This window comes from Trinickia mobilis, from assembly GCF_017315705.1.
GTDB classification, from domain to species: domain Bacteria; phylum Pseudomonadota; class Gammaproteobacteria; order Burkholderiales; family Burkholderiaceae; genus Trinickia_A; species Trinickia_A mobilis.
The window spans coordinates 1-13,997 of the sequence record NZ_JAFLRF010000027.1; the positions used below are offsets into that span (position 1 = coordinate 1).

Below are 13,997 nucleotides of genomic sequence, written 5' to 3' on the forward strand. Positions count from 1 at the left end.
AAACGAACGTCGGCTGACACGACAAACGCGCACCGACCATCAAATCTGCATTCGGTGTGCTAAAACTAGCGCTTACCGTCATTGAGCACATCGCGAGAAATAGTTGCTCCCACCGGTAGCTGACCAACGCGCCGCGGCTCTCAGACTAGGCGCCCAATCCGAACGTAAGAGTCGGACAGGGTACGTCCCACTCCTCGTACGGGGAATCATGCGTTATGTTGTAACGTGATAATCAAGGCGTAAATCTGGCAGCACACTGGACTGGCGCCGAGGAACAGGGGACACGACGTGCGAAATCAATCAACCGAATGGTCAAGCAGCGACATCCCAGTTGGTGACCGCACAGACGCCTGGCAGTCAGTGCTCAGTAACAGCTACAGGGCGTGGCAAGTCCCCCGTCGCCTACCTGCTACGTTCTACGCTCACGTCAAACGTCATGATTTCGCAGGAGCCGGGATTGTCGAGACGGTATGCGACCCCTGCATGGGTCAACGCACGCGCGGGCAAGTTCGCCACGATGACGAGCTCTATATTGGAGTGCAACTCACGACGGGCGGGCGCGAACGGTTCAAGATTGGCGATTCAGGAGTAGAGGTCGCGTCTGGCGATGTAGTCGTTTGGACGACCGACCAGTTCATCGAGTTCGAGGTTCTCGAGCGCCTGCATAAGGTGACACTCATGATTCCATGGTCGGTGATGCGGGAACGGTTGCCGGAGCGAAAGCAACCTCCCACCGGTGGAAAAATCGAGAGCCGTACAGGCGTCGGCTCGTTGCTGGCGGTACACCTGCTGGCTCTTTCGAATGAAATCGCGACGCTAGACGAGAGCGTTCAAGGTTCTGTCAGCAGGTCCACGCTCGAGCTGCTGGGTGTCGCACTATCCGGTCAGCAACCGTCCGTGACGTTTGATGCGGGCGCGGCCATGCTGCGCCGCGTGCAGGACTTCATCCTGCAACATCTGCACGAAGACGACCTGAATCCGACCCGAATTGCCGAGGCAAATCACATTTCGCTGCGTTACCTGCACATGCTGTTTCAGCGCAGCGACATGACCGTTTCCGGGTGGGTTCTGGACAGGCGGCTGCACGCCTGCAAGCAGGCGCTGACGGACCCAGCCTATAACCGGCAACGTATCTCGGAGATAGCGTTCCGCTGGGGTTTCAATACAACCAGCCATTTCTGCCGGGCGTTCAAGGAGAAGTACGGCGCCTCACCGGGTGATGTTCGCAGGACCGTGGGCGTCGGTCCTTTGGACGAGTTTGCATGACAAAAGCGGACAGGAGCTAGCCTGTCCGGCCAGTCCCCGCGCCCGCCGTTGTTGCCTACATGCACTTATACGTAGTGCCCTGAACGCTCCAGAACCTCGATTTTGTAGCCATCCGGGTCCTGAATAAAGAAGAACCGGGCGAGCATCTCTTCGCCGCGTTTGAATTCCTTCACAGGCGTCGGATGGACACCGAGCCGCGTCATGCGCTCATGCTCATTTTCAAGCTCTGGAACTGCCACGGCGATGTGGCCATAGCCGTCGCCGTGCGTGTATGCCGGCTCGCGGCCTTTATTCCAGGTCAACTCAATCTCGAAGTCGTTCTCTTCATTTCGAAGATAAACAAGCGAGAAGTCCGGAAAATCAAGGCGGTGACTTGTCGACAGCCCGAGCGCGTCCTTGTAGAACTGCAGCGAACGGTCAAGGTCGTGAACCCGCACCATGGAGTGAATGATTTTCGCCAATTTGTACTTCCTTGTTGCGTAATGCGCGACGCAGCTGCCACGCTGCGCCGCGAGCATCGAATTAAACCGAGAAGCGACAAAGCGTCTCGCCGCCATCAATGCGGATGAGGTCACCGTGGATGTAGCTCGACTCGTCCGACGCAAGGAATATCGCGAGATTTGCGATGTCTTCAACTTCGCCCCAGCGTTTCAGCGGAATTGCTTCGGTGAACACCTTGTCGAAGTCCTTGTCGTCAAACAGCGCACGAGTCAGGGACGTTTTCGCGTACGTCGGGCAGATGCCGTTCACCCGGATTTTGTCGCGCCCGTACTCGATTGCGAGGCAGCGCGTGAGATTCGCCGCCGCTCCCTTCGATATGTTGTAGACGGACTGTTTGGGGTGGCCCTGCAATCCAGCTGTTGAGACAATGTTGACGATATTTCCGCCTCGACCTTGTTTCAGAAACGTCTTGATTGCTTCCTGGCAACCGAACCACGTGCCTTTTACGTTCACGTCAAAGCAGGCGTCGAGGTCTTCGACCGAGAACTCGTGGGCCAGTTTTCCGGCCCGATAGATACCGGCGTTATTTACCATGACGTCGAGACCGCCGTAGAGCCGGACCGTTTCTTCGACCAGGTTTGCGACCTGGTCCTGTTTGGTCACGTCGCACGCGACATACTGAGCCTTGCCCCCTGCCTCGTTGATGGCTGCCGCTGTCATCAACTGTGGATTGCCTTCGAAGCCGCCCTGATTCGGCGCTTCGTGTACATCACTGACCACCACGCTAGCGCCTTCGGCGGCATACGCCATGGCGATGCCACGTCCGAACCCCGAGCTCGCGCCGGTGATAATGGCAACCTTACCTTTGAGCCTATCCATGAACCCTCCTGTTAGATGTGGTGGCCGGCCGCAAAAGGCTGGCCAGCCCCGTGGTGCTTAGCGAGCCGTGAAGGCACCGTCGACGGTCAGCATCGAGCCCGTCATCCACTCCGCGTCGTCAGACGCGAGAAACAGCACGGCCTTCGCGACATCCTCTGCAGTGCCGACCCGTGGCCACGGAGTGAGGTCGTGAAGCAGCTTGTTGGTATCGTCGTTTTCCAGGAACGAGCGCACCATCGCGGTAGCTAGAAATCCTGGACAGACAGCGTTCACGTTGATTCGCTCGGGCGCGAAGTCGAGCGCAAGTTCGCGAGTCAGATTGACGACCGCTCCCTTTGAAGCACAGTAGGCCGGTTCAAGTGCGAGGCCGACCAGGCCGCCGATAGACGCGATGTTGACGACGCGGCCACGGACCTTCGCACCTGTCGACGTCGTCAAGGGCTCTTGCTTCATGAATTGCGTGATAGCGTACTTGCAGCCCAGCCAGACGCCCTTTGCGTTCACGTTCATCGTGAAGTCGTATTGTTCTTCGGTCTCGTCGATGATGTTGTGCAGGCCGGTGAAGACGCCCGCGTTATTGACGATGATGTCCAGACGGCCAAACGTCGATACCGCGTGGTCAACGACTTTCTGAACGTCGCTGGCTTTGCTTGCGTCCGCCGCGATGAACGTCGCCTTTCCACCTTCCTGCGTGATGACGGCGTCGGTATCGGTTTCGATATCTTTCTCGTAGCCACCCTGCAGCGCCGACTTCTTCAGGTCGGTGCAGACGATGTGGGCACCCTCTCGCGCCAGTGCCAGAGCGATGGCGCGTCCGTTACCAGAACTGGAGCCGGTTACTACAGCGATACGATTCTCAAGTTTCCGTGTCATGACTTTTCTCATTGTATAGTACGTCTAAATAGCATCACGGCGCCATGTTGTGACTGCGCGTTGTGCTCTGACAGGTCCGCTACGCCGAAAACGACGTGAACGTTTGAACCGCTATCTTTCCGTCTTTAACGAACAGCGTGTCCGTTGCGAGGGTGACCCACGGCTTCGCCTCCCATGCGAGATAGGCGACTTCGCCAGCCGTGCCGCGGCTCGTGATTTTGAACGCCGGCCAGAAGGCGGGGTCGGCGCCATCCAGGAATGCCTTGAAGAAGCCCGTTATCTCGTCCCGACCACGGAAGGTCTTGTCGGGCGTAATGAGTGTCGAGCCATCGTCATAGTCCTTGAGAATCTCATCGAGGCCTTGGGCAAATGCACCGAGATGATGGTCGAGGACCTGCTTGGTTGCTGCTTCTGCCTGTTCAGAGGAATTTGACATGGTGGTTATCCATCAAGAGTCAGGTGGGAGCCGGCAATGCTGGCCATTGCCGGCGCGTGGCGAGGCCGTGAGCCTGTTCACCCAGCGTATGCACGCTGCGCTTCGTCCCATGTCACAACTACGATTGGCGTCCCGTCTTCCTTGATGAAAGCGAGCGGTCCGAGGAAGGTCATATAGAACTCGCTATCGACCGGGAAGTTGGTCTTGTCGTGCCGCGCATTGGCGGACTCGTAGCCATATGCCGGCGCAACAACCGTGTCACCGCCCTGTTCGCGACCACCACGAACATCCATTCGCCCCTTCGTCAGGAGGTATTCGCCCGGCCCGACGTGAAAGTGCGCGTTGAAGGACGAACCGGCAGGGCAATCAAAAATTGCGGTCCAAGCGCCCATTTCGGGGGAGGCGTGGAGCATCTTCCAGCGAATTCCTCCCTGCGAGAGAGCATCTGGGAAACGCTTCCACGGAATCTCATCGATTTGTACCGCTTCTTCGCGAACCTTTGGCTTGATTTCCATCATCGTCTCCTGATTTCGCCGACCCGAATTCAAGTTCGGCAAGGTTTGTGGATGAAACAACGATATCGCAGGGAGCAGGACGTAGTTTGCACGACAGTGCAAATCGAGTTGCATGCCAGTGCATTGGCAGGTTAGCGAGTATGTAGCAGCTGTTTAACGGTAGGCGGCCATCACATCGTGTCTTCTTATCAACCCATCGAGCAGCGCAGAACTAACGGGATTATTCGCCTCGCCCTAGCAACCCGTCATCAAACATCGCGCGTCAACAGACAATTAGGGCGCTACCCGCCCGCCGGGGGAACTGCCCTCGCAGGCAATTCGGCGTGCGCTGTAGGGCAACTGCTGCACGCAGATGCTGGGCTATCAGTACGTTCCTATTCCCGCATTCCGCGAAACTACATCTGGCTCGTGACCGACGGGCGTCACGCGCTCGTTGTTGACCCGGGCGATCCTCGCCTGTCAAAGCATATTGTGCTCAGCACGGGTTGTTGATTACCGCGATCTTGCTCACCCATCACCACGACGACCATGTCGGCGGTGTCGCCGAACTTTTGTCGGACGGTCCTGTAGCGGCCGATGTCGCCGTATACGGTCCAGCCAGCGAGCCCATCAAGTATGTGACCGTGACGCTGCATGGCGGTGCCGAGGTCGCAATGAGCGCGCCGAATTTCCACTGTCAGATAAAGGACGACCCCGGCCACACCGCCGGACATATCGCGTACTTTGGTCGTCGACTGCGGCGACCCGCACCGGTGATTGAGCGTCGATGCGTCGCCGCAGTGTTCACAGAGTGTAGATTCCAGACGTAGAGGTAAGAAAGTGAGTGATGCCGTGCATGATGCAGCGGCGGCAAGGTCGACTGTCCGCACTGACAAACGTGACCTGCTAGCAAATCTGGTCGCGGTCGTCGGGCGTGCGAACGTGCTTACTGGAGACCGCGCGACCCGTCGCTACCGCACAGGTTTCCGGTTCGGTACGGGTAGCGCTCTCGCGGTCGTCAAGCCCGGCTCGCTCGTGGAACAGTGGAAAGTATTGCAAGCGTGCATTGCAGCTACCTTTGCATGGATGCCGCGGACCGCGATGATTTCCACCTCGCGGTCGGCAAGGAGTGCCTGCGTCGACGGACTGCAATGACTTTGAGCGCAGCCGAATCAGCGTAATGATGGCGCCGGACCGTGATTCCTCGAAGCCCGGCGCATGACGGATTTGGCGCCTTATTGGCCGTTCTTCGCAGGGTCCACGGCGTCGTCCGGCGACATCGAGTGTGCGCTGCCCTGGCTCTTGCCCATTTCGTTTTCCATTTTGCCGGGCATTGTATCCAGCGGGCTTGTGACTGGGTCTCCGTGATAGGTCATTCCGGCAGTCGCCGCGCTATGCGCGTTGCCTCCGCCACTCCCACCGTTGCCCATTCCACTACCCGCAGCAAAGGCGGCACCCGTCAGACAGATTGCAGCAACGGTGCCGCAGGTCAAGGCGATCTTCAGTGTCAGGTACTTCATGATATGTCTCCTGCAAGTTCGACACGCTTGAGGCGCGCCGGAACCAAATGTGCCGCTGGCGACGGACCGACGATTGCGCAGCGGCGGTACACAAACGGCCGATTCAATTCGTATACGCTGAACGCTTGCGGCGTGAGGACCCTAGAAAGTGTTTGTAGTGTACCGCTTCATAAATGAGACGGCCGTCGCCGGATGCGGGCTGCGACGACGAAAGGTCATCGAATCGCGCTGCCCGACTGCGCTGCGTTTGCTGCATATATACGGCCGAATCGGGCGGTTACTCGAATCAAAGCGAGCAGCGCTCGTTTTGAACGTCTTATGCCGATGGTCGTCGCTATCAGGCTTCATTTTTCTCGGCGGCTTCGGCTTCTCCAACGGCCCGTTTGGTCGACCTGGACGAGGCGGAAGATGCGGCATTGACATTGCATTCCGTGATTTCCACAGCCCGCTTCGCGGCTTCCTTGGCAGCGCCGTACGCTGAACTGGCCGTCTCGCTGGCACGCTGGAGAGCGGACTTCCATGCGGAAAACACGGCTTCCCCGCCTGCTGGCACGTTCTTCGCGGGGCTGTCGACAAACGCTTGCGCGTCGTACTGCTGGTGCTTGAGCTGCACTTCAGCGGTTGCTGCGAATTCCGCTTGGCTGCCGGACATGATTTCGTAGACGTGTCGCCAGTACGACTGCGTTTTTTCCACGGCGGGTTGCACTTGGCTCGCCAGCAGCGCGAACGGCTCCTGCGGGTCTTTGGCCGAAACAGCCCTGGCGGTGATGTCCTGGTTTTCGGCGAAGGTCGATTTGCATCGCTTCAGTCCCAACGCCTAGCGCCGTCCTGCTTGGCAGCATTCGCGCTTGTATGGCACCCTGCGGCGGGCTATCTTTAAATGGCTTCTCATACAGGAGACGACCATGGAAGGCGCTGCGGTGGGTGCGCACTTCGACAGCGCGCACCTGTTTCTTGACCTGTCCGGCGGCCAGACGGTTGAATTCCCACTGGACTGGTTTCCTGTCCTGGAAGCAGCGACAGCAGCGGAGCGCGAACACTTCGCCATCTCGATGGACCGCCAGCAACTTTTCTGGCCGGAAATCGATGAGGACGTGAACGTTCCCGCGCTGCTTTCATACCGGCCCGACGGTGCGTCAATAGCGTCGCTCAACACTACTTCATGTGGGAACCGCTACGACGAGCGATTGACGACTACATAAACCCGCCTGTTTCAATTCTGGACACGACTACTATGGCAACCGGCACTGTGAAGTGGTTTAACGATGCGAAGGGCTTTGGCTTCATTACGCCGGACGATGGCGGCGAAGACCTGTTTGCGCACTTCTCGGAAGTGAAGGCGGAGGGATTTAAATCTCTTCAGGAAGGGCAAAAGGTAACCTTCGAGGTCAAGCAAGGACCAAAGGGCAAACAGGCGGCGAACATCAAGCCGGCGTAAGCACAAGGGGCTCAAGCGTAGGCCACAGCATGTCATGGTAGTTCTCATCGGCCACGCGCTCGCAAGCGGTTCGGCTTGTCGCCACTCACCCGCACCTAGGTCGGCTCACGTACCTGGCTCCTACCATTGACCGGCATCACGGTCGAAATGGCATGTTTGAAAACAAGTTGCACGCCTGGACCAGACTCCAGCAGAACTGCAAACTGGTCAAAGGCGGCCAGTTGACCGCTCAGTCTGATGCCGTTCACGAGGAACACATTTACGGCGGTCTGTTCTTTGACCAGTGTCTCTAGAAATTTGTCTTGTACGCAGGGGTCGGCGGTCATGATCTATGGTCAATGCGATGGGCCCCTCGATTGTATCGCCGATACCTGAAGCCACCAGCCGGTCCAGACGGAGTGCGTTACTGGGACTCGAGGGCGTCGAGTCGCGCTTGGGCAATCTCGCTCGGGTGGTGGTCGTGGTACGCGTCGAACAACTGTGAGCACAACTGAGCAAGTGAAGACAGGTCCACCGCCTGGTCTGCGTGTTCGACCTCTCCTGCGTTGAGTACGTCATCGAGAACCGGAGCGAGACGGCGCAGTAGCCGGAAAGTGGCGTCGTCAAGTTTCATGTTGGAACTCCTGTGGTCAGCGGGCAGAGCGCACCCGACCGCTGCCAAGCGCATTGTATTCCGTGTCGCGACCGCCCTCGACGTCCCGCAGCCACGGGTGCGATTGACGCCGCCATATGCCCTCCCGAAACCTCGGGTAGTGGCTTTCATTACGTTACTCCTGTTGCGGTGCACACTGAACCCGAGAAATTACTTGAACACTAGGCAGAAGAGCCTTACAACGCAACGACCCGACAGCATGCATGTGGGGTCCTCAATACTCAACGACGGATGCTAGCCGTCACAGAGCCTGGCTCCAATTGTGCGCGGCACCACGAATAACAAGTGTTACATGTTGGTAAATCACAAAGGGAGGGTATACGCTTAGATAAATTCCCTGTGAGGCGACTATGGATACACCCGTCGTGCTGGACTGCAACGAATTGCTTGCTGCATGGCATCGTCTCGTCCCGACATCGGAAGGTGTCATGCGCGACCGGTACGAGTTGAACGCGTTCGGTGAGGTGGTGGTGAATGGTTGCCCGTCGGGCACGCGCCAGTTGGCCTTCACGGACATCTACTGTCAGTTGGCCGACCAAATGGGTCATCTGGCCGCCATGTCAGTGCCCGTTGTGACGCCGTCATTTGGCATCCGGGTCCCGGACGTCGTATGGATGCCGCCCGAAAAGTGGGAGGGGCTCGAGCGCGACGACCCGGTGCCGTTTGTCCCCGACCTCTGTGTTGAAGTGCTCCTCGATAGCGACCCGCCGCGCGAGATGGGCCGTAGAGTCGCGTCGTACCTGGAAGGCGGCGCCAAGGAGGTCATTGTCGTCAGACAGGATGGGGCGATTGAATTTTGGGGAGCCGAGGGACGGCGTCAAGCCTCCACGTTCGCGATAACGTTGTCGGTTGAGCCCGTCTATTGCCAAGCGAGTGTAGGGTGAGCGCCGTCGATTTATACCATCGAGCGGCGGAACGGACTGCAACCGAGGCCCGGGACGCCGAGCGCTGGGTCCCAGTCGAAGCTGAAGCAGGCAACCGCTCACTAGGCCGCCCAACAATCGCGCGGCATCAGCCAGACTGATTTTGAGGGATATTTAAAGAGGGGCGGTTCGCAAAGTCTTGTCGGCCTTCAGCCCGCCTACCCCGGTAAACGAAAACAACAGCAAAGACATTTTGGCAGGTTGCAGGCGGCGAACATAGGGTTTATACTGATTTCGTCTCCTCCATGTCTCCTCCTGATATGGATTCAACCCGCCGCTTGGCGGGTTTCTTTTTTTGTGCGCCGAGCATGCGCAACAGCTCGGGGGTTGCGAGTCCCCTGTCCAACCTGATGGTGGTGAAGGACTAGCGAAACGCAAGGGTGCCGTCGTGAGGCGGCGTCTGAAGGAAGCGTGTAGCAAAGCCACGACCTGACCAACAGAAATCAGAGGCGAGGCCTACCCGGCCGGACGAGCGAGCAAATGATTGCAGCTGTCGCATTGCTGCTGATTGTGACGAATGCCACACAGACCAGCTTTGTCTCGGTTGTCTCAGCAGTAGTCTGTGCTGCCGGTATGCACTGCGCAGTCAACGTGCGTGGGTGCTTGACGGTCCGACAGTCGCCAATCGCGTGCCCGCGAAGGGGTCCTGACGCCAGTCAACAGTCGCACGTCCGCTGTTAGCCGACTTTGATGAGTCCGCGACGGCGAAATGCTCCAACGACTGCCCAGCGCTTATGGCCTGCATAAGCCATTGCGGCATAGCGCCTTTGCCATCCCACGTATCCCCGAAAGCGTTGCGATAGCGCACCGATTTCGCTCGCATGCGGTCTTCAGCAAGCGCAGCCGCGAGGTCGGCCACCTTAATGCCAACCTGCGCCATGCGGCGGCGCAGATACGCAACCATACTTTCGCGTTTTCGCTCGTCCATTTGCTTTCCCTTCAAGGTTTTTACCTGGCAAAGGTATTGCGCCAATATCGCAAACACCGTGACGCCATATTGCAGGTCTGTGCAAGGTTCGCGTGTTGGGGGAGCTTCGCAGCCCTCTCGACATCAGCGGCGCGGCTTGCAATACGCGCAGTATCGTCATCCGAAGGGTCTGCGTCGATATCGAATCCTGAAAACACTGTTCCGGTCGGGATACAGGTCGTGCCGAATGCAGCTTGCCGACGGTTTGCTCCCTCAGGCTCAACCGACGTTGGCTTCCGCGCGGTCAAGGCGGTACGAAGGGTTATGTGGGAAGGCGACAGACCTAGGACATTCCCTATAAGGAGGCCCAAGCTTTGTAGGAATCGAATATCCGAAAAACCACTCCTAACGGTAGCCATCGGCCGCAACCCCCCGCTCACGCTGGCGTTGGGAGAATTCCGTGTTCGGAGCCGCTCTTCTGCGAACACTACACAAACGCCTTGCATTACCAAAGGTATGGGAAAGTGCCCAGAAAATGTAGCTGGGTAGGGCAATTTGACTTGCTACTCTGCAATCAATGCATCAAGCAACGTTGAACACCAGACACCGGCGCACGATTATTCTGCATTTCGCGCGAGGAATGGGGATTTGTTCGACTTTAATGTCTTGCGACGTTTGCTTCCGACTCTTGCATCCGCAGCTCCGAGATGAAACAGGCTGGAGGGCGGCCAAAGCGAACGAGACCTTCATGCGTAGAGGATCTGTAAAGGCCAATAGGTCGCGCGCTTCAATTTCTTGAACTTGCCAGTTGGGATGACAGAATGGCCCCACACCTGACGTTCGCGCCAGAAGGCGTAGTCCATCCGGGCGCAATCAACCCGGAAGATATTTCCGCCGTATCGAAACCCATCGCAGTCTCCGGGACCGAAATTCTTTCGGTCAGGAATCTGTCGAAAATCTTCGGGCCGAAGCCCGAGCGCGCCGCTGAACTGGTGAGGCGAGGACTTGGCCGGAACGAAATTTTCGAGCAGACCGGCAACATGGTCGCAGTCAATGACGTCAGTCTCAGCGTTAAGGCAGGTGAGATTTTCGTCGTCATGGGGCTCTCGGGTTCCGGCAAGTCGACGCTTGTCCGTTTGCTCAATCGGCTGATTGAACCGACGTCCGGGCAGGTCATCCTCGAAGGCCGCGATATTGCTCCCATGTCCACATCGGAATTGCGCGAAGTCCGCCGCAGGAAGATGGCGATGGTATTTCAGTCGTTCGCGCTTCTGCCGAACCGCACGGTACTCGACAACATTGCCTACGGACTGGAAGTTGCTGGCGAGAAGAAAGCCGAGCGCTACGAAATCGCGCGCTCTGCACTGACGCGAGTCGGTCTGGGCTCGTATGAAAAGCTGCTTCCCAGCGAGCTGTCGGGCGGTATGCAGCAGCGAGTCGGTCTTGCCCGTGCGCTGGCGGTGAATCCCTCGGTACTTCTGATGGACGAAGCATTCTCCGCTCTTGACCCTCTGATTCGGTTCGAAATGCAGACCGAACTGCTCCGGTTGCAGAAGGAGGAGCAGCGGACCATTGTCTTCATTTCACACGACATCGAAGAAGCTATCAAGATTGGCGGGCGAATCGGCATCATGAAGGATGGTTGCCTGATTCAGGTCGGCACACCTGCGGAGCTTATCCAGTCACCGGCCGACAAGTACGTGCGGGACTTCTTCCGCAATGTCGACGTGTCCCGCTTTCTCAAGGCTTCCAGCCTCATGACGACGGCAGACCGGGGGCTGATTACCTGCGACGTCGGCTCACCCTGTGAGCGTTACCTCAATCAGCTCATCGATAGTGGCGTCGAATGCGGCTATGTATGCGACGAATCAGGGCACTACCAAGGTTGTGTTACACCGGCATCGCTGCACAAGATGGGCACGCGCCCCCTCCGGGACGCATTGCTCAGGGATGTGAATGCCGTTTCGTTGGACGCCGATTTGCATGAACTTGCTTCCATCGCGCTGAGCCAGGAACACGACGTACCCGTCACGGACACGACCGGAAAACTAGCAGGCGTGGTGTCCTGTCGGACGATACTCAAACAGGTTATGGAACGGAGGGCAGCATGAATTCGTCAATTATCGGCAAGCTGGCAGAAGACGCCGTCAACTTTCTCTTCCAGCATTTCCGGGGCGGCTTCGACGCTTTCTCTGCCGCGCTAGGTGCGGTGGTCAAGCTGCTAGAGGACGGGCTGGGCGCCACTCCATTCGCCGCCATGCTCGTCATCTTCGTGACCTTTGCTTTATGGCGGCGTGGCATCGTGTTTTCGGTGTTCGTGGGCGGTGCGCTTCTGGCTATCCATTACATGGGGCTGTGGGCTCAAACCGTCTCCACGCTCGCGCTCGTTATTGCCGCAACATTCTTCAGTCTGGTTGTTGGTGTGCCACTGGGCATCTGGGGGGCGAGGAACAAGCGGGTGGAAATGATTTTGCGCTCGCTGCTCGATTTCATGCAGACCATGCCGGCATTTGTTTATCTGATTCCGGCCGTCATCCTGTTCGGATTGGGCCGCGTTCCAGCCGTGATTGCAACCGTCGTCTTTGCCATGCCGCCCGTCGTACGCCTCACCACCTTGGGTATCCGGCAGGTGCGCGAAGAGTTGCTGGAAGCGGGCCGCTCGTTTGGCAGCACAGACCTGCAACTTCTCTGGAAAATACAGTTGCCGAATGCCCTGCCTTCCATCATGGCAGGTGTGAACCAGACCATCATGATGGCGCTTTCGATGGTTGTAATCGCATCGATGATTGGCGCCGGCGGGCTGGGTGAGTATGTGCTGAGCGGCATCCAGCGGCTCGACATCGGGATTGGCTTCGAAGGTGGGCTGGGCGTCGTATTGCTTGCCATCGTGCTTGACCGCCTCACGGAAAGCTTCGGCATGAAGGCGAAGAAGGTAAAACGCAGCGTTAGAACCGGCAAGGCTGGCCCAGACGCTACCGTGCGCACCCGACGGACATAAAAGCGACCGCGCAGATAACCGTCAACTAGTGGTGATTGCGCCGCAGACGCGGTGCAATCAGAAAAAGCAGCACAGAGTTTGGAGACCGGAGCCGCTACATTGGCCGAGGCTGGCGAATTTCCAATGATTTTCATATTCAGATAGGAGTGCTACATGAAAACCAATCTGTTCAAGTCGCTTGTTGTGAAACTGGCGGTATCGACGGTCGTTGCCATGGGTGTCGGCGTTGGGTCTGCTGTCGCGGCAGAATCTATCAAGATGGCAGTAACTAACTGGGCAGACGTTCTGGCCGTTGCTAACGTGGCCAAATACGTGCTCGAGACCAACCTCCAGCAGCCGGTCAAGTTTGTGCAGGCCGATATTGGTATTCAGTATCAAGGTGTCGCACGCGGCGACCTTGACATCATGGTGGGCGGGTGGCTGCCGGTTACCCACGCAGCGTACTACGCGAAGTACAAGAACGATATGGATGATGTCGGCATCATCTACACCGGCGGCAAGAACGGCTGGGCAGTGCCGGCATACGTTCCCGAGTCAGAACTGTCATCGATTTCCGACCTCAACAAGCCGGACGTCAAGAGCAAGTTGAACGGGACCATCGACGGTATCGAGCCGGGAGGCGGTCTGATGCAGGCATCTGAAAAAACCATCAAGGCCTATGACCTGAACGGGTACAACCTGCAGTCATCGAGCGAGGCCGGCATGCTCGCAGGCGTTTCGCGAGCTTATCAATCAAAGCAATGGGTTGTTGCCACGGTCTGGAGCCCCCACTGGCTCTTCCAGAAGTGGCAGATGCGCTACCTCAAGGACCCCAAGGGCACGTTGGGCGGCGAGGAGCAGGTTCATGCCTTTGCATCCAAACAGTTCGCAACCAAGTTTCCCCGGGCGGACGTTTTCTTCAAGCATTTCAAGCTGACGCTCGCTGACGTCGAGTCCATCGAGTACGAAGGCAACGCCACTAACGATTACGCGACAGCAGCGAAGAAATTCGTCGACGCGCATCCGGAAAAGTTAAAGGTCTGGTTGCAGCAATAAGTCGAAGGTGGGCTCATTGTGAACGGGTGGGTATTTTTTGTTCACAGGGAGCCGAGCATCGTCCATTGCCTGAAGGGCAATCGAGAAGCCGGCCCCACATCGATAGATTTTGCAGTCTTGCAAGACATGCTTTAC

18 protein-coding genes and 1 pseudogene are annotated in these 13,997 nt (G+C 57.7%); 9 read left to right on the forward strand and 10 right to left on the reverse strand.

Features of this window, described 5'->3' with window-relative positions; all coding sequences use genetic code 11:
• Positions 1-288: 288 nt before the first annotated feature.
• Positions 289-1,266 carry a helix-turn-helix domain-containing protein gene (locus J3489_RS26685; protein ID WP_207003244.1) on the forward strand — a complete coding sequence of 326 codons (978 nt, stop codon included), beginning with the start codon at positions 289-291 and terminating at the stop codon, positions 1,264-1,266.
• A 65-nt stretch (positions 1,267-1,331) separates the two neighbouring features.
• Here J3489_RS26685 and J3489_RS26690 read toward each other — a convergent pair whose 3' ends face one another.
• The 5 genes from J3489_RS26690 to J3489_RS26710 form a co-directional block, all read right to left on the reverse strand.
• Positions 1,332-1,727: a VOC family protein gene (locus J3489_RS26690; RefSeq protein ID WP_207003251.1), complete on the reverse strand. Its 396-nt coding sequence runs from the start codon at positions 1,725-1,727 to the stop codon at positions 1,332-1,334.
• Positions 1,728-1,788: 61 nt separating this feature from the next.
• Positions 1,789-2,586, reverse strand: a complete 798-nt coding sequence (locus tag J3489_RS26695; protein WP_207003252.1) for an SDR family NAD(P)-dependent oxidoreductase — start codon at positions 2,584-2,586, stop codon at positions 1,789-1,791.
• Between the two features lie 57 nt (positions 2,587-2,643).
• Positions 2,644-3,459 carry an SDR family NAD(P)-dependent oxidoreductase gene (locus J3489_RS26700; protein ID WP_207003253.1) on the reverse strand — a complete coding sequence of 272 codons (816 nt, stop codon included), beginning with the start codon at positions 3,457-3,459 and terminating at the stop codon, positions 2,644-2,646.
• 79 nt (positions 3,460-3,538) lie between these two features.
• Positions 3,539-3,895 carry a nuclear transport factor 2 family protein gene (locus tag J3489_RS26705; RefSeq protein ID WP_207003254.1) on the reverse strand — a complete coding sequence of 119 codons (357 nt, stop codon included), beginning with the start codon at positions 3,893-3,895 and terminating at the stop codon, positions 3,539-3,541.
• Positions 3,896-3,972: 77 nt separating this feature from the next.
• Entirely contained in the window at positions 3,973-4,413 is a 441-nt protein-coding gene (locus tag J3489_RS26710) for a cupin domain-containing protein (RefSeq protein WP_242540331.1), read from the reverse strand.
• Positions 4,414-4,898: 485 nt separating this feature from the next.
• Between J3489_RS26710 and J3489_RS26715 the strand changes: the two genes are divergently transcribed.
• Complete coding sequence (locus tag J3489_RS26715; protein ID WP_242540332.1) at positions 4,899-5,219, forward strand: MBL fold metallo-hydrolase; 321 nt, start codon at positions 4,899-4,901, stop codon at positions 5,217-5,219.
• Positions 5,220-5,292: 73 nt separating this feature from the next.
• A pseudogene (locus J3489_RS37890) lies at positions 5,293-5,463 on the forward strand (D-lactate dehydrogenase); the annotation flags it as partial.
• A 161-nt stretch (positions 5,464-5,624) separates the two neighbouring features.
• Here the strand turns inward: J3489_RS37890 and J3489_RS26720 are convergent.
• Together J3489_RS26720 and phaP are read right to left on the reverse strand one after the other, a co-directional pair.
• Entirely contained in the window at positions 5,625-5,909 is a 285-nt protein-coding gene (locus J3489_RS26720; RefSeq protein WP_207003256.1) for a hypothetical protein, read from the reverse strand.
• Positions 5,910-6,246: 337 nt separating this feature from the next.
• Positions 6,247-6,723: a TIGR01841 family phasin gene (gene phaP / locus J3489_RS26725; protein WP_207003264.1), complete on the reverse strand. Its 477-nt coding sequence runs from the start codon at positions 6,721-6,723 to the stop codon at positions 6,247-6,249.
• 91 nt (positions 6,724-6,814) lie between these two features.
• Here phaP and J3489_RS26730 point away from each other — a divergent pair, with 91 nt between their 5' ends.
• Both J3489_RS26730 and J3489_RS26735 read left to right on the forward strand, forming a co-directional pair.
• On the forward strand, positions 6,815-7,111 hold the full coding sequence (locus tag J3489_RS26730; RefSeq protein WP_207003266.1) for a DUF2442 domain-containing protein: 297 nt from the start codon (positions 6,815-6,817) through the stop codon (positions 7,109-7,111).
• A gap of 32 nt (positions 7,112-7,143) precedes the next feature.
• On the forward strand, positions 7,144-7,347 hold the full coding sequence (locus tag J3489_RS26735) for a cold-shock protein (RefSeq protein WP_207003268.1): 204 nt from the start codon (positions 7,144-7,146) through the stop codon (positions 7,345-7,347).
• Between the two features lie 95 nt (positions 7,348-7,442).
• On the opposite strand, the gene hfq is transcribed toward J3489_RS26735, so the two are convergent.
• Entirely contained in the window at positions 7,443-7,673 is a 231-nt protein-coding gene (gene hfq, locus J3489_RS26740; RefSeq protein ID WP_207003274.1) for an RNA chaperone Hfq, read from the reverse strand.
• A 77-nt stretch (positions 7,674-7,750) separates the two neighbouring features.
• Positions 7,751-7,960 (reverse strand): hypothetical protein, encoded by a 210-nt coding sequence (locus J3489_RS26745; RefSeq protein ID WP_207003275.1) that lies wholly within the window; start codon positions 7,958-7,960, stop codon positions 7,751-7,753.
• A gap of 389 nt (positions 7,961-8,349) precedes the next feature.
• Here J3489_RS26745 and J3489_RS26750 point away from each other — a divergent pair, with 389 nt between their 5' ends.
• The gene (locus tag J3489_RS26750; RefSeq protein WP_242540333.1) at positions 8,350-8,883 is read left to right on the forward strand and encodes a Uma2 family endonuclease; all 534 of its coding nucleotides are present in this window, start codon (positions 8,350-8,352) and stop codon (positions 8,881-8,883) included.
• A 625-nt stretch (positions 8,884-9,508) separates the two neighbouring features.
• On the opposite strand, the gene J3489_RS26755 is transcribed toward J3489_RS26750, so the two are convergent.
• Positions 9,509-9,850, reverse strand: coding sequence for an H-NS family nucleoid-associated regulatory protein (locus J3489_RS26755; protein ID WP_207003276.1), 342 nt, complete (start codon positions 9,848-9,850; stop codon positions 9,509-9,511).
• 800 nt (positions 9,851-10,650) lie between these two features.
• Here J3489_RS26755 and J3489_RS26760 point away from each other — a divergent pair.
• The 3 genes from J3489_RS26760 (at position 10,651) to J3489_RS26770 (ending at position 13,862) form a co-directional block, all read left to right on the forward strand.
• A complete protein-coding gene (locus tag J3489_RS26760) occupies positions 10,651-11,940 on the forward strand; it encodes a quaternary amine ABC transporter ATP-binding protein (RefSeq protein WP_207003277.1) in 1,290 nt (429 codons plus the stop codon).
• Complete coding sequence (locus J3489_RS26765) at positions 11,937-12,827, forward strand: ABC transporter permease (RefSeq protein WP_207003279.1); 891 nt, start codon at positions 11,937-11,939, stop codon at positions 12,825-12,827. Before J3489_RS26760 ends, J3489_RS26765 begins: the two co-directional genes overlap by 4 nt.
• A gap of 153 nt (positions 12,828-12,980) precedes the next feature.
• Entirely contained in the window at positions 12,981-13,862 is an 882-nt protein-coding gene (locus J3489_RS26770; RefSeq protein WP_207003281.1) for a glycine betaine ABC transporter substrate-binding protein, read from the forward strand.
• Positions 13,863-13,997 lie beyond the last annotated feature (135 nt).

Excerpts from the sequence above, each read along its gene's own strand:
- J3489_RS26695 (WP_207003252.1), bottom strand. The coding sequence starts at position 2,586 with ATGGATAGGCTCAAAGGTAAGGTTGCCATTATCACCGGCGCGAGCTCG.
- J3489_RS26700 (WP_207003253.1), bottom strand. The coding sequence starts at position 3,459 with ATGACACGGAAACTTGAGAATCGTATCGCTGTAGTAACCGGCTCCAGT.
- J3489_RS26705 (WP_207003254.1), bottom strand. The coding sequence starts at position 3,895 with ATGTCAAATTCCTCTGAACAGGCAGAAGCAGCAACCAAGCAGGTCCTC.
- J3489_RS26710 (WP_242540331.1), bottom strand. The coding sequence starts at position 4,413 with ATGATGGAAATCAAGCCAAAGGTTCGCGAAGAAGCGGTACAAATCGAT.
- J3489_RS26720 (WP_207003256.1), bottom strand. The coding sequence starts at position 5,909 with ATGAAGTACCTGACACTGAAGATCGCCTTGACCTGCGGCACCGTTGCT.
- J3489_RS26730 (WP_207003266.1), top strand. The coding sequence starts at position 6,815 with ATGGAAGGCGCTGCGGTGGGTGCGCACTTCGACAGCGCGCACCTGTTT.
- J3489_RS26735 (WP_207003268.1), top strand. The coding sequence starts at position 7,144 with ATGGCAACCGGCACTGTGAAGTGGTTTAACGATGCGAAGGGCTTTGGC.
- hfq (WP_207003274.1), bottom strand. The coding sequence starts at position 7,673 with ATGACCGCCGACCCCTGCGTACAAGACAAATTTCTAGAGACACTGGTC.
- J3489_RS26745 (WP_207003275.1), bottom strand. The coding sequence starts at position 7,960 with ATGAAACTTGACGACGCCACTTTCCGGCTACTGCGCCGTCTCGCTCCG.
- J3489_RS26750 (WP_242540333.1), top strand. The coding sequence starts at position 8,350 with ATGGATACACCCGTCGTGCTGGACTGCAACGAATTGCTTGCTGCATGG.
- J3489_RS26755 (WP_207003276.1), bottom strand. The coding sequence starts at position 9,850 with ATGGACGAGCGAAAACGCGAAAGTATGGTTGCGTATCTGCGCCGCCGC.
- J3489_RS26760 (WP_207003277.1), top strand. The coding sequence starts at position 10,651 with ATGGCCCCACACCTGACGTTCGCGCCAGAAGGCGTAGTCCATCCGGGC.
- J3489_RS26765 (WP_207003279.1), top strand. The coding sequence starts at position 11,937 with ATGAATTCGTCAATTATCGGCAAGCTGGCAGAAGACGCCGTCAACTTT.
- J3489_RS26770 (WP_207003281.1), top strand. The coding sequence starts at position 12,981 with ATGAAAACCAATCTGTTCAAGTCGCTTGTTGTGAAACTGGCGGTATCG.